This is a genomic window from Elizabethkingia sp. YR214 (assembly GCF_003058195.1).
Taxonomy (GTDB): Bacteria; Bacteroidota; Bacteroidia; order Flavobacteriales; family Weeksellaceae; genus Elizabethkingia.
This window is the reverse complement of record NZ_QBUH01000003.1, coordinates 419,152-441,971: the sequence shown is the minus strand read 5'-3', so window position 1 is coordinate 441,971 and position 22,820 is coordinate 419,152. Positions and strand designations below refer to the sequence as shown.

The following is a 22,820-nucleotide window of genomic DNA, read 5'->3' as shown; positions in this document are numbered from 1 at the left end:
AACAACTGGCAACTAAATCGTATCTTTGCGGAAATCTAAAAAAGTAAATGGAAACTAAAAGAGCATTTTTTCTTGAGGCCTACAAACTAGGCATTATTAAATTCGGAAGATTCACCCTGAAAAGTGGTATTGAAAGCCCATTCTATGTAGATCTTCGTCCTTTGGCATCCGATCCGAAAATCCTAAAGCATCTTTCTAATTATCTTCTGGAAATGCTTCCTTTGGATAATTTTGATCTGATCTGCGGTGTGCCTTATGCGGCTCTTCCTATGGCGACAGCAATGTCATTAGAAAGTTACATCCCTTTAATTATTAAAAGAAAAGAGGCTAAAGCTTATGGTACTAAAAAACTGATTGAAGGTATCTTCCAAAAAGGACAGAACTGTCTTTTGGTAGAAGATGTTATTACTTCCGGAAAATCTCTTTTAGAAACTATTGATGAGGTAGAAAATGAAGGTTTAAATGTATCCGACATTGTAGTTGTATTAGACAGACAACAGGGAGGACGCGAAAAGTTACAGGAAAAAGGCTACAACGTACACACCCTATTCACAATCTCAGAAGTTGTTGAAATCCTTAAGGAAGAAAATCAGCTAACTGATGATGAAGTAGAAAGAATCAATGATTTCTTAAACGGAAATACTGTCACTTTCGAAGAAAAGAAAAAAGTTCGTTACGAGGAGAAGCTTAAAAATATTGACCACCCTGTAGCAACAAAATTATTAGAAATAGCAATGCAAAAACGCAGTAACCTTATTGCTTCTGCAGATGTTATTACAACACAGGAACTTTTGGACTTTGCTGAAGTTGCAGGGCCACATATTGCTGCATTAAAAACACATATCGATATTATTTCTGACTTCGATTATGATAAAACGATTATTCCTCTAAAAGATATTGCAGCAAAACACAATTTCTTACTAATGGAAGACCGTAAGTTCGGAGATATAGGAAACACTCAGGAATTACAGTTTTCACATGGTGTATACAAGATCGCAAATTGGGCAGATATGGTTACGGCTCATGCCATCGGAGGCAGCAAAGCATTAGAAGGTTTCCACAATGCCGGAATTATCACAATTTTGGGAATGTCCTCTCAAGGAACACTTACCGATGCTCATTACCGTGAAGAGGCCATGAAGATTATTATCAACGAGCCAAACGTTATGGGTTGCGTAGCACAAAACCAGATTCAGGATGATCTGTTATTGTTTACTCCTGGTGTTAATATCTCTGCTGAAGGAGACAGCAAAGGGCAGCAATACAACACACCAGAGCATGTATTCAAAAATCTGCATACCGATTTCATTATTGTAGGTCGAGGTATTTATAAAGCTGACGATGTAGAGCAAGCTGCACTAACCTACAGAACAAGAGGATGGCAGGCTTATGAAACTGCAATTTCATAGACTTATAAATTTATAAGAAGCATTTCTTATCATATGTCTATGTCTGGCTTTTAATGATCATGTAACTTCGCAGACATCAATTTAAACCAATAAATATGAAAAAGTTATTTTCAATTCTTAGTTTTTTTATAGCTAGTACATTCATTTTTGCTCAAACTGCATGGAAAGCTGATCCTGCACATTCACATGTGGCATTTACTGTAGTACACATGGGAATTTCAGATGTATCCGGAATATTCAAAAATTTCGACTTGGCTGTTGCATCACAAGCTAAAGACTTTAGCGATGCCAAAGTAAATTTCAGCGTAGATGTTAATTCTATTGACACCAATGTTGATGCTCGCGATAATCATTTAAAAAGTCCTGACTTTTTCGATGCAGCTCAGTTTGACAAAATTACCTTTAATAGTACTTCTCTAAAAGCAGATAAGACTAATACTTATACTCTTAAAGGAAACCTTACTATGCATGGTGTAACAAAGCCTGTAACCATGACGATGGTATACCGTGGTGAACTTACAGACAAAAAGACTGGCAAAGTAACAAAAGGCCTACAAGTATATGGAGATGTGAAAAGATCTGACTTTGGAATCGGCGGAAAATTCCCGGATGCAATGTTAAGTGACATTGTAAGAATAAAAGCTGACTTTGAAGTAAAGCAATAAAAATAAATTTTTGTTCATAATGCCCCGGAAATTCCGGGGCTTTTTTGTTGAATATCTATCCAAACATTTTGTTAAACAAAGCCTTACAAATTTTTGATTTTGTTAAGCTTTCATAACATGAAATAAATCTTACTTAAAAATTGTTAATTTTTTATTTTTTGGCATCTTATTTGCGAATTATAAAATACTTCATATTAACAGATTTTTTTAACTAGTAAAAAAGCAACTTGCTTCGGCAGTGTTGCTTTTTTATTTTTTTATCCATTTTTATTTAGCTTCCGGCTTCACCGGGAAAAATAAAATTCTTATTATTTATGATCTTATTTTATAAATAATAAAACAAAATATCACCATCCCCTTTTTATCTCACTTTAAAATGCTGATTAATAACTTTTTCATATTTTTTCAAAAAAAATAATCGAAGAGTGTAACCTTTTCGTTTTTTTGTAGTCTTGTTAACAGAAAACATTTCCGTGAGAATATTATCTAAACATAAAGATAACCTCGTAACGCTGCTAAAAAAGCACGATCCGGTAGCGCAACGAAGGTTTTACGAAGAGCAGTCGTCAAAGCTGCTGAGTGTAAGCCGTACCTATATAAGGGATATATACCATGCCGAAGATTGTCTGATAAAAGCTTTTTACAAGATTTTTAAAAATATTGAAAGCTTCCGGAACGATGGCAGCATAAACGCCTGGGCACGACGTATTGTCGTAAATGAATGTCTAAGCTTTTTAAAATCACAAAAAACAATTTTTTATCTGGACGAAAACCAGATAGCCGATGCAGCAGAAGATCATGAAGAAGTTAATATCTACGAGGATTTCAATGTACAGGAACTATTAGATCAGTTACCTGAAAATTACAGGCTTGTTTTTAATCTCTATGTTCTGGAAAGTTATCCACATCAGGAGATCGCAGAAATGCTAAACATATCTGTATCGACGAGCAAAACACAGCTTTTCCGTGCGAAAGCAAAACTGAAAGAAATATTTATACAACAAAAATTAATTAGAAATGAAATCCGATAAACTGGACAACTATATAAAGAATCAGCTGGAGGAAAGAGAAATAACTCCATCCAGAAATCTTTGGGCTGATATCCGGTTAGATCTGGAAGAAGCTCCCAAAAAGCGCAAAAACAATACTGTTATATGGTTGGCTGCGGCTTCTGTTATCTTGTTATGCAGTATTGCAGGCATTCTCATTTTCAAAAATGATAAACAAAACAGCACTCCAATTATTGCAAAGCAGACTCAACCTGTAGATAGTTCAGAGCCTAAAGAAATAAGTATACCTGAAACCAGTATAAAAACAGACTCCGTACTTAGAACAGAAAGTCCTGTAAAAAATCTGGCTCAGCAGCAAATACCTCCGGCTAAAATTCAGAAAACACCAAAACAGGAGCCCCTGCCTAAAACTCTTATTACACGTACTGAAAAAATTGATACAGACATTCCTGCACCTCAAAATCAGCTTGTAAAGACTGATGATACCAAGGAACAGACAGCAAAAAAGAAAAAATATGTAGATCCTAAAATTCTTTTGTTCTCTGTGGAAAACAGAGAAGCTATAGAAAAGACAAAAGACGGATCGAATGTAGCATCTGTCGAAATCCACAGATAAGCCCACATTTTATAAAAAAGAAAAATTATGATAAAGAAAATTATTATAGCAGGAGTATTGTGCCTTTTTTCCAATTCTTATTTCGCACAAAAAACTTTTAAGCTGAATTTACCTTCTAAAGAAGATACTTCGGTAAGCCCTATTGTAAAGGAAAATATAGAGCAATACGCCCGACAGATCAATACCATTATCCAGGAAGAAAAAGTGAAAATGGAGAATGAGATAAAAAAGGTGACACTGGAAGCTGAAAAAAATGGCTTATCCAATCAGGAAATTGCTGAACAGAAAGCCAAAATTGCCGATTCGTATTCCGAGAAGATTGATAAACGCATCAATGATTTAGGCTTTAATGTAGACGAGATCATTCAGAAGCAGGTAAAATATTCTTTACTGAATACTGATGCTACAAGCGTAAAGGATCTCCATCAGAAACTTATGTATAAGTTCCGTGCCGAGCGAAGCCTGACTTTGTATGCTTCTTTTGGTGTAATGGGACTTACTAACAATCTTCCTAATAACGATCTCGATAATAATAAAACCTTTTCCAACAATTTTGAATTTGGTATAAAATACAACAGACAATTTAGCATGACCAGCCCGTGGGGGCTTATATCAGGATTAGGATTTTCATGGAGGACATTGCGTCTTGAAAATGATAAATTCTTTGCAAAAGATGCCAACAATAATATTATTATAGCACAAAGTAACCGGGATCTTCAAAAAAGTAAATTAAGAACCGGATACATTATGGTTCCGATTGGTTTACAATATAATTTTTCTCCGCTTAAAAATGCAGGTGAGGATGTAAGATACCGCAGCTACTTCAAAGGATTCAAGGTAGGTGCAGGACTATATGGCGGCATCCAGATGTCTACCAATAATATTGTAAAAGGTGATGATGTAAAATACCGCCACCGCGAGGAGTTCAATGTGAATCCTTTTGTATACGGTGCACAATTTTATATTTCCTATAACAAGTTCAATTTCTTTATTAAAAAGGACTTTAGCAACTACTTCAAGGATCAGACTTTCAAGAACGATAAAATGATTCAGTTTGGCATTCTATTTGACATATAGATACCAACATTCATATTAACTTATATTATTTCAACTAACAAAAAAGCAACCCTTCCGGGTTGCTTTTTTCATTTATAATATACTGTGTTACAGTTTCAGATCGCCGTTTACATCTCTTACTGCAGCGGCGGCAGTCTGGAATTTTTCTTTCTCAGCATCATTCAGATCCAAAGCTACAATACTTTCGATTCCGTCTTTACCAATAATACACGGAACGCCCAGGCAGATATCCTGCTGTCCATATTCTCCTTCTAAAAGAACAGAGCATGGGATCATCTTTTTCTGATCATTCAAGATTGATTGTACCATTACCGATACCGCTGCTCCCGGAGCATACCATGCAGAAGTTCCTAACAATTTAGTCAGGGTAGCACCCCCAACTTTTGTTTCTTCAGTTACATACTGAATCTTTTCTTCATTCAGAAATGCTGTTACCGGAACTCCGTTTCTTGTAGCCATACGCGTTAAAGGAAGCATTCCTGTATCGCTATGTGCAGCGATAACCATTCCGTCTACATCCGAAATCGGGCATTCCAAAGCTTCTGCCAATCTGTATTTAAAACGGGCGCTGTCCAGCGCTCCCCCCATACCAATAATTCTGTTTTTTGGCAGACCGGTTACTTTATGTACCAGATATGCCATTGTATCCATAGGATTACTTACTACAATGATAATAGCTTCTGGTGAATGTTTTAATATATTTTGTGCAACTTCTTTTACAATACCTGCATTGATCCCAATAAGCTCTTCACGGGTCATTCCCGGCTTTCTTGGAATTCCTGAAGTGATAACAGCTACTTTAGAACCTGCTGTTTTTGTATAATCGTTTGTTGTTCCTGTAATCTTGGTATCAAAACCATTTAAGGAAGCTGTCTGCATAAGGTCCATAGCTTTCCCTTCTGCAAATCCCTCTTTGATGTCTACCAAAACAACTTCGGCAGCAAAATTTTTCATGGCTATATATTCTGCACAGCTTGCTCCAACAGCTCCTGCTCCAACTACGGTTACTTTCATATTTTTGTATTTTAATGATTCTACCAAATATAATAAATTATCTGATGAACAAAAAGAATTCGGACCTGATTTACTCACAAAAACACTTTCGGAAAGGACATAAAAAATGACCGAAAAATATCCGGTCATTTTTATTATTTGATAATCCACAACAGAGAAATGAATGTGGATAACTTTTTCTAAACACAAAAACAGGTATCTCCCGATTATTGTTCCTCTTCGAAATACAGACGGTAATATTTTCCTTTATCATCCTCCCCCGTTTCCAGCTTCTGACGATCGCCATGAACATAGATATGGAAATTCTTATCAAGCTTTATAACACTTTTAAAGTGTCTTTGCTGCTTTTTTACAGCACCTGTAGCAATTGTAAAGCTATCTTCCAGTTTAATATCTCTTTCTTCTTCGAACTGCTTTTTATATTCGTCGAAACTTTCAATAACTTCCGGGTGCACCAAAACCTGCTTTTTAAATTCTTCAATCTCGAATTCTTCTTTATCTTTAAAGAAGTTGATTGATTTATTCAGATAATCGGCCTGATCTACTCTGCTTACCTCATATTCCTGTGGTAATTGTTCTGTAACATAGCTTTTGTACATAGACAATGTATGCTCGGTATTGAAATACTCATCTTTACGCTGCTGAAGCTGTAAAAAATCGTCTACCCAATAACGGGCTTCTACTCCGGCCTTGGTCGTATCGATTACAGAAACCATATAGCCATCTTCTTGCTCGGTATTGAAAATAAGACAGCCTTTATCCAGTTTTCTCAGATTAATCCCCTGATCTTTCTGAATCTGGAAACCTTCATCTTCGGGAAGTACTTTTAGGAAAGTTTCTTTATTTTCTGTTTTAAACAGACCAATAGCATCTACAATTTTACCTTCTACAACATAGTCTCTGAAATAAGTTACATAAAACTCACCATCTTTAATATTACTATGCAGGGTTTTATTATGAAGATGTTCTGCCAGGTTTTTGGATTCCTCATGGCAAAACTCCGGTTTTTCGAAGATTTTACCAGCTATTGAAAATACCGCATTATTCTCAAGTGCATCTTCATCGTAAAATTGGTAATATACATCCGACTTAAATGGCGTAAGAAAAAAGTCTTTCAGCAAAATTGTCATGTCAGGTTCCAGTTCCAGTTCACTTTCTGACAGAACCATCCCTTCACCATTCATTTTATTGCGTACATAATGTACAGAAATATGTTCCAGTCTGCGGATATTATCTTCGTTCATATTTTTATTTTTTGAGAGATGCAAAGATATTCATTCTCAACTTTCATTAAACCTAATTGTTAGTAAAAATTAGCAGCAAAATTTAATTTATTTGCGCTCTCGTTTTGATAAAAACCTATCAGACTGAGAGGGATTTAATCTATTAAAAACCAACCAAAATAAGTTTAATAAACAGATTTGCAGCCAATTGCAATAAAACCAATTCTAAAGGAACATTATTTGGCATATCTCGTTCAAAATTCAAAAAAAATGAATCATTTAGAAGCAACACAGGAAATCACAGCCATTATTCCGGAAATAAAAAATGAACTCTCCGATCAGAACACTTCTGGTATTATTCAGATATTCACAGACAGAATAAGGGAGATGATTCGTAAAAATGAAAATCGACTTTTATTCAGGAGCCTGGAGAAGATGGATCATATTTACAAAAAAGGAGATATCGCACTAAAAAATGCTGTAGAAAATATTTTTATTTATTCTCTGGATTATTTAACAGCTTCCTGTAACAAAGAATACAGAAGGGTAATTTTTTGCAATATTTCTCCGGATTTGCAAAAGATATACTTCCGGCAGATTTACAAACCGGGAATGTAATTTTATTCTTTAACAAATATTATGATTGACATCGGCGTTTAACTACTATCACTAACATCTAGAATTATGAAAAGAAAGACAAGAAGAAAATTTGACATAGAAGAATGGAAATCTTCTAACACCAGACACAATATTGAAATTCTGGCAGTACATGTTGCTGCAATTGTAGGCATTTTTGCCTTTGCTGCCTATATTTAATGATGGCATAATTTTCGCGACACTTAAATTGCTTTAAAAACTTAAAGATTATGATGAACGACAAAATGCAAACGATCAATAAGAAAATAGCTACAGAATATTTAAAAATATCTTACCCTTCCATTCGGAACGAAATTACTCAGTTATCTGCTCAAAATAATTTTGCAGGTATTATGCAGGCAGTTATCAATCACCTGAAAATTCTTTTACAGGAAGCCAAAATCAATATGATTTCCTACCATATAAAATCTATGGAATGGCTTTACAGAAACGGAAATAATTATATAAAATATATTATTGAAAGTCTTTTTGTGAGATCATTTGAAAGCATGAAAAGAATATCGGAAGATCAGCACTGGGACAAGCTGTACGAATACATGCCGGTAAGATTTCAGGAAATATATCTGGAACAGATCCGAAAAGATGAAATTATCATTCAGAAAAAATAATATAAAAATACCCCGGAGAAGCTCCGGGGTATTTTTGTAAAGGCTATAGATTATACCGGAATATACTTATTAATCACCTTCCCATGACTGAAAGCTGTTGAACTTTGTAATTCCAATGTTTTTTGATTTTTAAAAATAGGCAATCCACTGCCAAGTGCAATAGGATTGATAATCATGTAATATTCATCAATAAGGTCCAGGCTGATAAGTGAACTTACAAAGTTGCAGCCTCCATACACCAGAATATCTTTTCCCGGCTGATTTTTGAGCGTTTTCACAACTGTTTCCAAATCGCCATTTTCCAATTCAATATTACGTCCCGCAACAGAGTTTTCTCCACGACTAAAAACTATTTTCCTCATATTAACTATAGGTTTAGCCATTGCATATGCCGGACTATCAGCCTGGTTATCGAATACATTTTCCCAATGCTGAATAAATCCCGGGGTCATTTTGCGGCCAAGTAAGAGCGTATCACTAGTCTCTGCAAGATCTACAATAAATTGAAATGCAGCCGGATCCTGTTTACCCGATAAAAATATCCAGTCTGTTTCACCATTAAGCCCTGCAGCATAGCCATCCAGAGAAATGTGCATTTGCAGTTTTAATTTTCGCATGACATTATAATTTAGAACATGAAGTTACTCATAATCAAAAATATAAATGATTATTTTAATAATATTTATTCATGAAATTTCTAACTTATACCTTTTGATAGTTGCTATTGTTGATAACTTTTATTCTGCTTCTTTACAAATATAGCTACACTCCAAATTGCCTTAAATGATGATCCATATGTTTATAGGCTGCTATTCCCCACTCATTTGTTGAAATATTTCCAAAAGCAGGATGAGAAAGAGTAAGAGGATGATCGGAAGCCGGAAATTCACCAATTAATAGGATAAATTTATTTCTCTGTTCTTCAAAATCAGAAATATTAGCTTTTCCCTTTGTAATATGTCTGAGCTCACCTTTAATATTCTTTTTAAAATTAGGTGCGATGTAAAGCGCAAGGATCCTCAGTAGATATTGTTTTATAGTTGTTCTTTTATTTCCTCTGCTCTCTTCCAGAATTTGTCTGTTGCAGGAATTACAATGAAGGAGCATTTCACTAACAGTCATCTCTCCCCATTGGGGCTGGTGAGTTGCAGATAAATTTTTAACTCTGGCAATAATAGAATCTGAAGCCTCTTCTTTCAAAAGATTTTTAATCATATATAACCTGTAACAAATCTTTCAAAAGTACTCTTTACATTCCAATCTTAAGCTTTATCTTTAAAACAAAAACTATAGATTAATCAATATTAATATTTGTTCTCTACAATCCACATAAAAACAAAAACCGCTGTAAACATTCCATTTACAGCGGTTCTTTATTGTTTATTATTGACTACTCAATAATTATTTCACTTCTTCGAAGTCAGCGTCCTGTACATCTTCTGCACCACCACCTGCATTTTGCTGAGCACCAGCTTGCGGGTTAGCTTGTTGTTGTGCATACATTTCTTCAGATGCTGCCATCCATGCTGCGTCTAAAGCTTCAGTTTTAGCTTTAACAGCTTCAGTGTCTTTAGCATCAAAAGCAGTTTTAAGTTCAGCTGCTGCAGCTTCAATTGCAGATTTTTTGTCAGCAGAAAGCTTATCACCAAACTCTTTCAATTGCTTTTCAGTCTGGAAAATCAATCCATCAGCTTTGTTGAATACTTCAACTTCTTCTTTTTTCTTAGCATCTGCAGAAGCATTTTCCTGAGCCTCTTTCTTCATTCTTTCGATTTCGTCATCAGAAAGACCTGAAGATGCCTGGATTTTGATAGACTGCTCTTTACCAGTTCCTTTATCTTTAGCAGATACACTTAGGATACCATTAGCATCGATATCGAAAGTTACTTCGATCTGAGGAACTCCTCTTGGTGCAGATGGGATATCTGTTAATTCGAATCTACCGATTTCTTTGTTATCGTTGAACATTGGTCTTTCCCCCTGTCCCACTCTGATAGTTACTGCCGGCTGATTGTCAGATGCAGTAGAGAATACTTCAGATTTCTTAGTTGGGATAGTTGTATTCGCTTCAATTAATTTAGTGAATACAGAACCCATAGTTTCGATACCTAAAGAAAGTGGAGTTACATCAAGAAGTAATACATCTTTTACGTCACCCGTTAATACACCACCCTGAATTGCAGCACCAACAGCTACTACTTCATCCGGGTTAACGCCTTTAGAAGGTTTTTTACCAAAGAATTTTTCTACTTCTTCCTGAATAATAGGAATACGTGTAGAACCACCTACTAAAATTACTTCGTCGATCTCAGAAGTTGAAAGTCCTGCATCCTGAAGAGCTTTTTTACAAGGCTCCATAGAACGTCTTACAAGGTCAGCAGATAATTGCTCGAACTTCGCTCTAGTTAAAGTTTTAACTAAGTGCTTAGGACCTGTAGCCGTTGCAGTAATATATGGTAAGTTAATCTCTGTCTGAGAAGAAGAAGATAACTCGATTTTAGCTTTTTCAGCAGCTTCTTTTAGACGTTGAAGAGCGATTGCATCAGCTTTAAGATCCACACCTTCTTCAGCTTTGAATTCGTCTGCCATCCAGTTGATGATTACATCATCGAAGTCATCACCACCAAGGTGAGTATCACCATTTGTAGATAATACTTCGAATACACCATCACCTAAGTCAAGGATAGAGATATCGAAAGTACCACCACCAAGGTCATATACAGCAATCTTCTGATCTTTGTGACTCTTATCTAATCCATAAGCTAAAGCAGCAGCTGTAGGCTCGTTGATAATTCTTTCCACTTTAAGACCTGCGATTTCTCCAGCTTCTTTAGTAGCCTGTCTTTGTGCATCGTTAAAGTAAGCAGGAACAGTTATTACAGCTCTTGTTACTTCCTGGCCAAGGTAATCTTCAGCTGTTTTCTTCATTTTCTGAAGGATCATTGCTGAAATCTCCTGTGGCGTATATTCTCTGTCGTCAATTTTTACTTTTACAGTATCGTTTGGTCCGCTTACTACTTTATAAGGAACTCTTGATATTTCAGAACCATCATCTTTAAAATGAGTTCCGATGAATCTTTTGATAGAATAAACTGTATTTACCGGATTGGTTACAGCTTGTCTTTTTGCAGGATCACCTACTTTTCTTTCACCATCTTCGGTGAAAGCTACGATCGAAGGAGTCGTTCTTTTACCTTCTGCATTAGGAATAACAACAGGGTCTTTCCCCTCCATTACGGCAACACAAGAGTTGGTTGTTCCTAAGTCAATTCCGATTATTTTGCTCATAATTAGTATTTTTTATTTCTTGAAATTTAATATTGATATTTGACTGCTATTTCTCAATATCTATACCAATGGAATTTTTATGACAAATTGGCACAATGCTTCTTCAAACAACGCTAAACACACAGAAACTTTTATATTAATTTTCATTAAAGTGACATTAAAAAGGCTTATCTTTAACTACTTTTGAAGCACAAATATTACATATGCCACAGTTTAATGCCAGAGACATATCATGGTTATCCTTTAATGCCAGAGTACTACAGGAAGCCGCAGATCCACAGGTTCCTTTACCTTTAAGAATTAAATTTCTGGGAATTTTCTCTAACAACCTGGACGAATTTTTCCGGGTTCGTGTCGCCGGGCTAAAACGGGCTATGGAAATGAAATCTAAAATCACTGCAGAGTCTTTTTTCGAGGAGCCTCAGAAGATTTTAGATAAGATTAACAAACTGGTTATACAGCAACAGGACGATTTTAATATTATCTGGGAAAAGATCCAGAAGGAAATGGCAGAACAAAATGTCTTTATCCGCACTAATTCTGATCTTAACTTCCAGCAAAGGGCTTTTGTCCGAAATTACTTTGATGAGGATGTTGAATCTAATGTTATCCCGATCCTGCTGGAAGAGAAGAAACCTATGCCTTTCCTGCGTGACAAAAGTTTATACATAGGTATTGCCATGTGGAATAAAAATGACAAAAAGCAAAAGCATTTTGCCATTATTGAGGTTCCTTCACGTACAATTGGTAGATTCACTATCCTTCCTTCCACCAATGGTGAAACAAATGTTATCCTGCTGGAAGATGTTATTATAGAAAACCTTCCATATATTTTCTCCTATTTTGGTTATGACGAATTCAGCGCTCATTGCTTCAAAGTCACCAAAGATGCAGAATTTGATTTGGACAACGACGTAAGAACCAGCTTTGTAGAAAAAATAGAAAAAGGGCTGAAAAACAGAAGAAAAGGAAAACCTACTCGTTTTGTTTACGATAAAAATATAGATCCGCAATTACTGGAATTTTTAACTAAAAAATTAAGCTTAACGAAGAAAGACAGTCTTATTCCCGGGGAAAAAATCCACAATTTCAAACATTTTATGGATTTTCCGGATGTCTTTAAAAATTATATAAAACCTATAGAAAGGACATCTTTCATTCACCCTGACTTTGATAATAAAAGCAGAGTAACAGATGTTATTTTAAAGAAAGATGTTTTGCTTAACTTCCCTTATCACTCCTTTGTATCGGTTATCGATCTTTTACGGGAAGCTGCTATGGATCCCGATGTTACCACAATTCATATTACAGCTTATCGTCTGGCATCCAATTCTAAAATTGCCAATGCGCTTATCAATGCGGTAAGAAACGGAAAAGAAGTAACCGTGATGCTGGAATTACGTGCCCGTTTCGACGAGGAAGCTAATATCTTCTGGAAAGAAAGATTGGAAGATGAAGGTGTAAAAGTATTGGTAGGAATCCCGAACAAGAAAGTTCATGCCAAATTGTGCATTATAAAAAAACGTGTTCATAACAAAATGACACAATATGGCTTTATAAGCACCGGAAACTTTAATGAGAAAACTGCCAGAGTATATGGTGACAATATGCTGATGACCAGCAATAGCACTATAATGGCGGATATCAATAGAGTTTTCAGCTTACTGAAGAAGCCTAAACAAGATCCTGTTCTTGCATTAGAGAAGTGTAAAACACTAATGGTATGTCCGCAACATATGCGTAATAAAATAGTTTTTTATATCGACAAAGAAATAGAAGAAGCTATTGCGGGAAGGAAAGCTGAAATCATTGTTAAAGTAAATTCACTGAGCGACAAAGAGCTTATTAAAAAGCTATATGAAGCTGCAGAAGCGGGTGTTACAATTAAATTAATTGTCCGTGGAATATACTGTGCGGTGAATCAGAAAACCTTCAAAAAGAAAATTCATGCTATAAGTATTGTCGATGAGTACCTCGAACATTCCAGAATTATGTATTTTTACCACGGCGGAAAAGAACTTATGTACATTTCTTCTGCTGACTGGATGACGCGTAACCTGGATTACAGAATTGAAGCCGCGGTAAGAATTAACAATAAAGATCTGAAAAAAGAACTTAAAGAAATTCTGAACATACAGTTGCATGATAATGTAAAAGCCCGTGATATTGGTAAAAATCTAAAAAACCAGTATTATGAAAACGATAGAAAACCTTTCCGCTCCCAAATAGAAATTTATAACTATTTAAAACATAAAGCAGAAAATGAGGCTAGCAGCAATTGATATCGGAAGTAATGCAGCAAGACTTCTGATTAATGAAGTGGTAGAAAATGAAAATGGCCAGGCAGAATTTACAAAACTAAACCTCCTAAGGGTTCCGTTGAGGCTTGGTATGGATGTTTTTAAGATAGGAGAAATTGGCCCTGAAAGAGAAAAAATGGTCATCCGCTCTATGAAAGTATTTCATGACCTGATGGAAATTTACAATGTAGAACACTACAGAGCTTGTGCTACGAGTGCCATGCGCGATGCCAAAAATGGCAAGCATATTATAGATACGGTAAAGAAAGAAGCCAATATTAATATCGAAATAATTTCCGGAGACGAGGAAGCTACACTGATCTATGAAAACCATGTTGCTGAAAATATGGATCATAATTTTGGTTATCTGTATATCGATGTTGGTGGTGGTAGTACTGAGCTTACCTATTACGAAAACAAAAAGCTTAAGTATAAAAAATCTTTTAATATCGGAACTATCCGTATCCTGAACAATCTTGTAAAAGATGAAAGCTGGGAAGAGATGAGATCTGAGATAAAAAATGAAATTTTCGGCAAAAAACCTATTATCGCTATTGGCTCCGGAGGAAATATCAACAAAATATTTTCGATGAGCAAAACCAAGGATGGCAAACCGATGTCTGCAAATCTACTAAAGACTTATTATAAAGAAGCCGCACCACTTAGTGTACAGGAAAGGATGATTAAATATAACGTCCGGGAAGACCGTGCCGATGTAATGGTTCCGGCACTGGAAATATTCAACAAAATTATGCTGTGGGGAGAAATTAAACAGATCTATGTACCGAAGATTTCGGTTGCAGATGGTTTAATCCACTCACTTTACAATAAGATAAAAAAGAAGCGCTGATAATATCAGCGCTTCTTTTTTGTAAAATATCAATATTGTTGGGGTTATTAAAACTTATAATTTAATTGTACTCCAAAGTTTCTTGGCTGAATCTGATCTATATACCCACCTCTGAAATAAGAGCTGTATCCCACAGAATCGAAGATATTGTTAAAGAATACTCTTACTCCTACACCATTTTTCAATGCATAACCTACCTGAGCATCTACAGTAGTATATTCTGGCATATCGAATGGTCTATCACCCGCTTTCACACTATTTACGTGTCCGGCAGTAAAGGTTTTCTGAGTCCATTCATCAACTGGTCTTTTTCCTACATAATAAATACCAGCACCTACGTCAAGTCCATCTAAAATTCCCTGATTAAACTTGTAGTTTAACCATGCATTTGCAGTATGTTTTGGAGAGTTCATCGGAGCAGAACCATTTACGTAAGCAGGGCTATCTTCATACTGAGCATCTAAATAAGCCCAACCAGACATAATTTGTAAGTTTGGTAAGATTCTACCAATTAACTCTACCTCAATCCCTTTTCTTCTCAAGTTACCAGCTAAACCGTTAAGTGCATTATTATTAGCATCTCTTATAGGCTCATACTTGTCATTTAAGATTTGGTAAGCTAAATTATCTGTTTTAATATCAAATAAAGTAACGTTGAACCTTAACTTCTCATTAAACCAATCTGATTTAATTCCTGCTTCCCATTGTGTAGTTTTAGAAGGACCTACCGTTCCACCTGCCTGTAATACATTGTTAGCAGACCTTAATGAAGTTGTTGTTGTATATGATCCGAAAACATTAACATTTTCCAATGGAGAAAGAATTAATCCGAAAGATGGATTCCATGTAGCAACATCATTCTTTGTAGAACCATTTAATCTGCTGTACCTGATTCCTAAATGTGCCTTCACATATTTACCGAATGACATCACATCCTGAGCCATTAATCCCATTGTAGGAGTCTTTACCACTCCGCTTCCTGTTTTGTTATAAATTAAATTATAAGGAAGCGCATTTGGAATATCACCTAAAACGTTAATAACATCTATAGGATTATTCGTATTTATTACCTTTTTATCTTTTAAATCAGATGCATTTTTAAAAACATCAAAATAAGTAGATGTTACGGTTGTTTCTTTCCAGTCAAAACCTACCTGGAAGGTATGCTTAATAAAGCCAGTCTGTACATCTTGTCCGATGAAGTCAAACTGAAAAACTTTATTCACATCTTCTCCCATACTTTTACCATAAGATCTTTTTCTCTCAGTCCAATTATTTGTACCGTTTGGTGCAATAGACATTGCCTGAGTATCAGTATTGCTTACAGAATTAATAAAAGCTGCTCTTACCTTGAATTTATCATTAATCTTTCTGTCAACGCTTGTCATAAAGTTATAAGTCTCAGTTTTCGCACGGTCTTCAGCAAAACCTAAGAACTTACCCTTTGGCATAGTATACAATGCTTCAGTACTTCCGTTAGCAAGGTTAACAGTACCTCTGTCCGGAGTTCTTCTGTCATTCATATAATCCATTTCCACTGTAATATTGGTCATCTTATCCGGACGGAAAGTAATGGATGGGTTTACATATATTCTTTCACCTTTTACATGAGATCTGAAAGAGTTATTATTCTGATATGCTCCGTTAAATCTTATTGCGACTTTACCTTCGTTGTCTAAAACTCTCTGGAAATCTACAGTAGGACGGTAGAAATCCCAGCTGCCATAGCGGAAACCTACGTTGGTTCTGTTAACAAACTGAGGTCTTTTTGTCACTACATTAATAACACCACCTGCTGCTCCAAGTCCGTCTCCGATACCTTGTGTTACAGCTGCAGAACCTTTAATTACCTGAATACTTTCTACACCCTGCATATCAGTCATCATACCAGCAGTACGGAAGTCAGAGTCTAATAAAACTCCATTCTTTAGTACTGGTACACCTCTGTATCCACGAATAGACATACTTTCACTTCCGCCACCATAGCTTGAGAATAAAGTAACTCCCGGAACATTTTTAGCAACATCAATTAGAGATAAACCTCCTAAAGTTTCAATTGCTTTATATGAAATCACTGAAATACTCTGAATCTGATCTCTGGTCTTTAGAGGTAATCTTGTAATTACTTCCAGACCTTCAGGCTGCTTCTTTCTTTCACCGAAAAGTTCCACCTGCTCAATCTCCTTCTGCTTATTAGAAGACAGCGTATCTGTCTTTTTAGTCTGCGCATTAACCATCAATCCGCCAAGAACGAAAAATGAAGTAGTAATGTATTTATTCATATAGTGTTAATTTGCTGCAAAGTTATTTTTAATTATTCTAATTAGCAACATGATAAGACTCATGAAAAAAACCTCCCGTTTGGGAGGTTTTAAAAAAATTTATTCTGATAATATATTAATCTATATTAATAACTTCAACAATTTCAGGAACGTGTTGTTTAATAGTATTCTCTACACCCAGTTTCAGTGTTGAAGTATTGATATGACATGATGAGCAATTACCTAGCAGACGTACTATTACAGTATTCTCCTTTACATCAATCAATTCAATATCACCACCATCTTTATTTAAAAACGGGCGAATTTCTTCTAAGGCTTCCATTACTTTTGTTACCGTCTCGATGTGTTTAGTCTCACTCATATTTCAACTTATTTTTTGGGCGAGCAACCCGCCATTGTTGTTATTTTTACTGCTTCCGTTGGCGGAAGATTTTCATTTCTTTCTACAAGGCTCTCAATCATATTCTGAGCCGTTTTGGTATAAATATCAGCTATTCCGGTATTTTCCTGTAATGCTACCGGACGGCCTACATCACCAGCTTCACGGATACTCTGGATCAACGGAATTTCTCCTAATACCGGAATTCCAAGATCTTCGGCTAAGTTTTTAGCACCTTCTTTTCCGAAAATATAGTATTTATTTTCTGGTAATTCTTCGGGTGTAAAATACGCCATATTTTCTATTAATCCAAGCACCGGAATATTAATGCTGTCCATTTGGAACATTCCGATTCCTTTTCTAACATCTGCAAGTGCAACATGCTGAGGTGTACTTACTATTACAGCTCCTGTTACCGGCACTTCCTGGATAATTGAAAGATGGATATCTCCAGTTCCCGGAGGAAGGTCTAATAACAAGAAATCCAGCTCTCCCCATGCAGCATCGCGCAACATTTGGTTAAGTGCTTTTGAAGCCATTGGACCTCTCCAAACTACAGCCTGATTAGCTCCTGAGAAATATCCTATTGATAAAAGTTTTACACCATAGCTCTCAATTGGCTTCATCAGGTTTCTACCATTTTCTTCAACAGAAACAGGTTTTGCACCTACAGTATCAAACATCGTTGGAACAGATGGCCCATAGATATCAGCATCTAATAAACCTACCGAAAATCCCATTTTTGCTAAAGTTACTGCCATATTCGCAGCTACAGTAGATTTTCCTACTCCACCTTTACCAGATGCAATAGCAATAATATTTTTAATTCCCGGAATTTGTTTTCCTTTTATCTGATTTTGTTGTACCTCACTAGCTTCCGGAGATTCAATTTTCAGTTTTAAAACTATATTTTCTCCAAAATGGCTTGTAAAAGCCTGCTTCATTGCAACCTCCAGTTTTTTCTTTTCATGCATTGCCGGAGAATGAGCTACCATATCTATAAAAACACTGTCACCCATTATCTGGATATTCTTCACAAGATCGTCTACCTCAACTTCTTTTAAGAAATCCTGAACAGCTTCCTTTTTAATCATAATTATTCTAAATAAATTACAAATTTACGCATTTATTTACAGAATTTCAGATGATAGAGATCATTTCATCTATAGCTAATATTTATAATCTTTATCTATCGGATTTAACACAAAATTAGTACAGATCAAAGACTATTTACAACTAACTTTTAGTTAATTTTGATATAAACAATCACTCAAATATGGAAAACACAGCTTACATATTAAATTTCCTGAAGCAGCTTTCTCAGAATAATAACCGCGAATGGTTTACAGAAAACAAACCACAGTATCAGCAAGCACATGAATATTTTATAAGTCTTGTTGAGCAGGTAATCTCTGAACTGGCAAAAACAGAGCCGGAAATGGAAAGACTAGATCCAAAAAAATGTGTTTTCCGCATCTACAGAGATACCCGGTTTTCAAAAGATAAAACACCCTATAAAACAAATTTCGGGGCTTCATTTTTTATGGGGCAGAGCAAAGGAATTGGTGAAGCGGGATACTATATGCATTTTGAGTCTGGTAAATCTTTTATTGCTGCCGGACTCTACCAGCCCAATTCTGATGTTTTGAAAAAATTCCGAAAAGAAATCAGTTATAATAAAGAAGAATTTCTGAGTATTATAGAAAAACCGGTATTCAAAAAAAGTTTTAAAATCGAAGGTGAAAAACTAAAAAAAATTCCGCAGGGATTTGAAAAAGACGACCCCATGGCTGAATATCTTAAGCACAAAGAAATGATCCTTATCCACTCTTTTGAAGATACCGAAATTACTTCTCCAAAATTTGTACAGGAAATTGGTAAACTGTTCAAAATCGCTTTGCCTTTCAACCAGTTTGTAAAGGAAAGTACAGAATACAATTAATATGAAACTCTCATTTATTACAAGCATATCTTTAGTTTTTTTATTATCCGGACAGTCTTGTGCCCAGAAAACCCAAAGTAAAAGCTTACAACATATTGTGGATAACAATTCTTCTCAGCGTATTGCCCGGCTTATAGATGCCAAAACATGGAATAAATTATTTCCTAACAGAAATAACATTCAGGGAAAAGATAGCAAGCATAAGGATTTCTATTCCTATCAGGCTTTTATAAAAGCCGCAACACATTTCCCTACTTTTCTAAACGAAGGTTCTACCGAAGACCAAAAAAGAGAACTAGCCGCTTTTCTGGCTAATATTGCACAGGAAACCAGTGGCGGATGGAATGATGCTCCCGGCGGATATTTCGCATGGGGACTTTATTTTATAGAGGAAAATAATAAAGGAAACGGGAACAATTATACCGATACCTCAAAAACAGCTTATCCACCAACTGATGGGCAAGCCTATTATGGTCGTGGCCCTAAGCAGCTTAGCTGGAATTATAATTATGGACAATTTAGTGAAGCGTGGTTTGGTGATAAAAACGTGCTCTTAAAAAATCCGGGACTTTTAGCGCAAGACAATGTACTGTCTTTTGCTTCTGCAATCTGGTTTTGGATGACAGCCCAGGCTCCGAAACCATCTTGTCACGATGTAATGACCGGCAAATGGAAACCTACAGAAAAAGATATTGAAAGTGGAAGAGTTTCCGGATTCGGAACAACTGTTAACATCATTAATGGTGGCATCGAATGCGGACAGGGAAAAACATTACCCAAAACCCAATACAGGTACGAATATTATCAATATTTCTGTAAATATTTTGATGTAAAGCCTGGTGACAATATCACTTGTAGCAATCAAAAACCTTTTGGAACATAAATAAGAATAAGAAATCTTGTAAAGGATAATACCTGGATATTAAGAAATAAAAAAAGCTGCATCAGATTTTGATGCAGCTTTTTATGATAAACAATCAGCAATTATTTACTGTAAGTCTCTATAGCATTATTAATCATTTCGATTTGTTTATGCAGTTCTGCATTTTTCGGATCCGCTTTCAATACTCCCATTTTTGTATTAAGCCCGGCTTTCAGCATATTCACAATCATCATCTTTGCCTGTGGATTTTCTCCTACCTGGCTTTTCGCTAAACCTAAAACTTTTGTAAGACGTTTTGTTGCTTCTGTATTATCCGATCCCATAATCCAGTTATAAGCATCTTCTGCAGCTTTACCTTCTTCAGGATCCTGCATTTTTATGAAAGGATAAAATGCTGCCGTCTCTGCAATTGCAGGCATTTGTTTTGTTATTTTATTTTTAACAATAATAGGCAACAATGTAGAGATTAAACCTTCACTCGCATTATTCAAGTCAATTTTATCTGCATAAGCTGCAATTTTATCTGGTGCTACAGTTGCCAATGCAGCTAATGAATTTCCACTTACAGCATTTGAAACTACAGTAATTCCTTTTTCGTATAAGGACTGATATTTTTTATCCTTTGTTTTAGCCAATGCAGCAATTGCTTCTCCCTGTACCAATGTCTTAGGATCATTCGAAGCTAATTTCTCTACTTCAGCCAGCGCTAATTTTGCCTGATTAGGTTTAGACAAGTCTAATCCGTTTAGGGCTTTCATTCTTACTCTGAAGAAAGGATCTTTTAGTGCTGCCAATAATGTTTTCAGAGCAGCATCGTTCTTATCTGCACTTTTAGCAGCCTCCTGAACAGCTTTATAACGGCCATAGAATTCTTTAGAACCCTGGTACTGTAACAAATATTGCTCTGGTGTTTTAGTTTCTGTAATTGTAGATAACAAAATACCATCCGCATTTATATTTACTAAATCAGGGCTTTTGGATGAAGGGAATGTAAATGAATTATTTGCTTTGGCATCTACCCATACATTCTGACGTACCGGTTTACCATTATCGTACACATCTATAGCCAATGGGAATTGGAATAAAGGTGATTGTGACTGATTGATTGTAACGGTTACCTGCTTTTTAACAGGCTCATAGTTGTAGTTATAAGATAATTTTGGATGACCGTTTGAGAAATACCACTGATTAAAGAACCAGTTAAGGTCTTTTCCACTCACTTTTTCAAATGAAAGACGCAATTGATGAGCTTCACCATTTCCGTACTCATTTGTTTTCAAATAATCCGTAAGACCTTGTCTGAAAGCATCGTCACCAAGATAATTGCGAAGCATATGAAGAATACCGCCACCTTTCTGATAAGTTACCAAATCGAAAACATCTTCTTTATCAGCATAATTAAAACGTACAAGATCCTTAGAATAATCATTTGGATTATGCAGGTAATTCCCCACATCCTTCATCAGATGATAGTCTGCCAAATCTTTACCATACTTATGTTCGAACCACAGGTATTCAGAATAGTTGGCAAAAGATTCGTTTACAGTAAGATTACTCCAGCTTTCAGCGGTTACCAAATCCCCAAACCAATGGTGGAATAATTCGTGAGCAATTGTAGATTCCCAGCTATTTTCATCAGCTAATTGACCCGGCTTTTGCTGTACAGCATCTCCGTGCAAAGTAGCCGTCGTATTTTCCATAGCACCACTTACATAGTCGCGTCCGGATATCTGAGCATATTTAGCCCATGGATAATCGTAATTAAGATATTTGGAATAAAACTCAATCATCTCTGGAGTATTACCATAGATTTGCTTAGCATATGGTTCATATTCTTTCTCGATATAATAGTCTACCGGAATATTTCTCCACTTATCTTTTACAACCGCATAATCTCCGACACCCATAAAGAATAAATAAGGTGAATGTCTTTTCTCCATTACCCAATGATCGGTACGCAGGTTGTTTCCTTCTTTTTTGGATTCTTTCAGAATTCCGTTGGATAATGTAACATACTTATCCGGAACCGTCATATAGATTTCCTGAGTTGTTTTCTGGTTGGTCTTATCTATCGTTGGGAACCAGGCGGAAGAAGATTCCGTCTCTCCCTGTGTCCATATTTGTGTCGGTTTATCCGCTTCTTTTCCCTGAGCGTTGATAAAATACAAACCTTTGGCATCACTAATTGCTGAACTTCCTTTTTGCTTTACTTCACTAGGACGGGCTGTATATTTAATGTATACTGTATAATCCTGATTTTTGTTATAAGTTTTATCCAGATTAATTTTCAGGATATCGTTTTTATAATCAAATTTCAGAGGAGTTTTACTACCACCTTTATCCAAAGCCACTTCATGAATAAGCATAGCTTTAGCATTCAGAACCAAAGAGTCTGTAGCATAAAAATATGGTGAGGCTGTAAGCCATTCTTCACCATTCATTTGCTCTTTCTGATAGTCGAAATTTACTTTTAGTTTAGTATGTTTCAGCTCTGTCATTTTTGTATGGGCAGCTCTATAAACACCATCTCTTCCGGATGTTTCTGTCTGGCCAAATGTCATATTAGCATTTAAAAGCGTTCCTAAAAACAGGGCTGCAATAAAGATCTTTTTCATTT

At 35.8% G+C, this 22,820-nt stretch carries 21 protein-coding genes; 12 read left to right on the top strand and 9 right to left on the bottom strand.

The window, feature by feature from the left end; translation table 11 throughout:
- The first annotated feature begins 47 nt into the window (after nucleotides 1-47).
- From pyrF to C8J95_RS08140, 5 genes are all read left to right on the top strand, one after another.
- Nucleotides 48-1,409, top strand: a complete 1,362-nt coding sequence (pyrF, locus tag C8J95_RS08160) for an orotidine-5'-phosphate decarboxylase (protein ID WP_107807904.1) — start codon at nucleotides 48-50, stop codon at nucleotides 1,407-1,409.
- Between the two features lie 95 nt (nucleotides 1,410-1,504).
- The gene (locus C8J95_RS08155; RefSeq protein WP_078778038.1) at nucleotides 1,505-2,074 is read left to right on the top strand and encodes a YceI family protein; all 570 of its coding nucleotides are present in this window, start codon (nucleotides 1,505-1,507) and stop codon (nucleotides 2,072-2,074) included.
- 473 nt (nucleotides 2,075-2,547) lie between these two features.
- On the top strand, nucleotides 2,548-3,105 hold the full coding sequence (locus tag C8J95_RS08150; RefSeq protein WP_107807903.1) for an RNA polymerase sigma factor: 558 nt from the start codon (nucleotides 2,548-2,550) through the stop codon (nucleotides 3,103-3,105).
- Entirely contained in the window at nucleotides 3,092-3,700 is a 609-nt protein-coding gene (locus tag C8J95_RS08145) for a hypothetical protein (RefSeq protein WP_107807902.1), read from the top strand. The genes C8J95_RS08150 and C8J95_RS08145 overlap by 14 nt, the downstream gene beginning before the upstream one ends.
- A 27-nt stretch (nucleotides 3,701-3,727) precedes the next feature.
- A complete protein-coding gene (locus C8J95_RS08140; RefSeq protein WP_107807901.1) occupies nucleotides 3,728-4,777 on the top strand; it encodes an outer membrane beta-barrel protein in 1,050 nt (349 codons plus the stop codon).
- A gap of 87 nt (nucleotides 4,778-4,864) precedes the next feature.
- Here the strand turns inward: C8J95_RS08140 and C8J95_RS08135 are convergent, their stop codons facing one another.
- Nucleotides 4,865-5,791 (bottom strand): malate dehydrogenase, encoded by a 927-nt coding sequence (locus C8J95_RS08135; RefSeq protein ID WP_009087802.1) that lies wholly within the window; start codon nucleotides 5,789-5,791, stop codon nucleotides 4,865-4,867.
- A gap of 206 nt (nucleotides 5,792-5,997) precedes the next feature.
- Nucleotides 5,998-7,035, bottom strand: coding sequence for a nucleoid-associated protein (locus tag C8J95_RS08130; protein WP_107807900.1), 1,038 nt, complete (start codon nucleotides 7,033-7,035; stop codon nucleotides 5,998-6,000).
- Nucleotides 7,036-7,284: 249 nt separating this feature from the next.
- Here C8J95_RS08130 and C8J95_RS08125 point away from each other — a divergent pair, with 249 nt between their 5' ends.
- From C8J95_RS08125 to C8J95_RS08120, 3 genes are all read left to right on the top strand, one after another.
- Nucleotides 7,285-7,632, top strand: a complete 348-nt coding sequence (locus C8J95_RS08125; RefSeq protein WP_107807899.1) for a hypothetical protein — start codon at nucleotides 7,285-7,287, stop codon at nucleotides 7,630-7,632.
- Nucleotides 7,633-7,698: 66 nt separating this feature from the next.
- A complete protein-coding gene (locus tag C8J95_RS18925) occupies nucleotides 7,699-7,830 on the top strand; it encodes a hypothetical protein (protein WP_255412749.1) in 132 nt (43 codons plus the stop codon).
- 50 nt (nucleotides 7,831-7,880) lie between these two features.
- On the top strand, nucleotides 7,881-8,279 hold the full coding sequence (locus C8J95_RS08120) for a hypothetical protein (protein WP_059154236.1): 399 nt from the start codon (nucleotides 7,881-7,883) through the stop codon (nucleotides 8,277-8,279).
- A 50-nt stretch (nucleotides 8,280-8,329) separates the two neighbouring features.
- Here C8J95_RS08120 and C8J95_RS08115 read toward each other — a convergent pair whose 3' ends face one another.
- The 3 genes from C8J95_RS08115 to dnaK form a co-directional block, all read right to left on the bottom strand.
- Complete coding sequence (locus C8J95_RS08115) at nucleotides 8,330-8,896, bottom strand: dihydrofolate reductase family protein (RefSeq protein WP_249077604.1); 567 nt, start codon at nucleotides 8,894-8,896, stop codon at nucleotides 8,330-8,332.
- A 145-nt stretch (nucleotides 8,897-9,041) separates the two neighbouring features.
- Complete coding sequence (locus tag C8J95_RS08110) at nucleotides 9,042-9,494, bottom strand: DUF1569 domain-containing protein (protein WP_107807898.1); 453 nt, start codon at nucleotides 9,492-9,494, stop codon at nucleotides 9,042-9,044.
- Between the two features lie 186 nt (nucleotides 9,495-9,680).
- On the bottom strand, nucleotides 9,681-11,567 hold the full coding sequence (dnaK, locus tag C8J95_RS08105) for a molecular chaperone DnaK (protein ID WP_034868725.1): 1,887 nt from the start codon (nucleotides 11,565-11,567) through the stop codon (nucleotides 9,681-9,683).
- Nucleotides 11,568-11,770: 203 nt separating this feature from the next.
- Here dnaK and ppk1 point away from each other — a divergent pair, with 203 nt between their 5' ends.
- A complete protein-coding gene (gene ppk1, locus C8J95_RS08100) occupies nucleotides 11,771-13,849 on the top strand; it encodes a polyphosphate kinase 1 (protein ID WP_078778044.1) in 2,079 nt (692 codons plus the stop codon).
- A complete protein-coding gene (locus tag C8J95_RS08095; protein WP_107807897.1) occupies nucleotides 13,830-14,717 on the top strand; it encodes an exopolyphosphatase in 888 nt (295 codons plus the stop codon). Before ppk1 ends, C8J95_RS08095 begins: the two co-directional genes overlap by 20 nt.
- A gap of 47 nt (nucleotides 14,718-14,764) precedes the next feature.
- Here C8J95_RS08095 and C8J95_RS08090 read toward each other — a convergent pair whose 3' ends face one another.
- From C8J95_RS08090 to C8J95_RS08080, 3 genes are all read right to left on the bottom strand, one after another.
- Nucleotides 14,765-16,999, bottom strand: coding sequence for a TonB-dependent siderophore receptor (locus C8J95_RS08090; protein ID WP_107807896.1), 2,235 nt, complete (start codon nucleotides 16,997-16,999; stop codon nucleotides 14,765-14,767).
- Between the two features lie 115 nt (nucleotides 17,000-17,114).
- Nucleotides 17,115-17,360 carry a NifU family protein gene (locus tag C8J95_RS08085; protein WP_009087823.1) on the bottom strand — a complete coding sequence of 82 codons (246 nt, stop codon included), beginning with the start codon at nucleotides 17,358-17,360 and terminating at the stop codon, nucleotides 17,115-17,117.
- A gap of 8 nt (nucleotides 17,361-17,368) precedes the next feature.
- Nucleotides 17,369-18,472: an Mrp/NBP35 family ATP-binding protein gene (locus C8J95_RS08080; RefSeq protein ID WP_059324251.1), complete on the bottom strand. Its 1,104-nt coding sequence runs from the start codon at nucleotides 18,470-18,472 to the stop codon at nucleotides 17,369-17,371.
- A gap of 182 nt (nucleotides 18,473-18,654) precedes the next feature.
- Between C8J95_RS08080 and C8J95_RS08075 the strand changes: the two genes are divergently transcribed.
- Nucleotides 18,655-19,320, top strand: coding sequence for a DUF2461 domain-containing protein (locus C8J95_RS08075; protein WP_107807895.1), 666 nt, complete (start codon nucleotides 18,655-18,657; stop codon nucleotides 19,318-19,320).
- A gap of 1 nt (nucleotide 19,321) precedes the next feature.
- Nucleotides 19,322-20,203, top strand: coding sequence for a chitinase (locus C8J95_RS08070; RefSeq protein WP_107807894.1), 882 nt, complete (start codon nucleotides 19,322-19,324; stop codon nucleotides 20,201-20,203).
- 101 nt (nucleotides 20,204-20,304) lie between these two features.
- Here C8J95_RS08070 and C8J95_RS08065 read toward each other — a convergent pair whose 3' ends face one another.
- Nucleotides 20,305-22,818 (bottom strand): M1 family aminopeptidase, encoded by a 2,514-nt coding sequence (locus tag C8J95_RS08065; RefSeq protein WP_107807893.1) that lies wholly within the window; start codon nucleotides 22,816-22,818, stop codon nucleotides 20,305-20,307.
- Nucleotides 22,819-22,820: the final 2 nt, after the last annotated feature.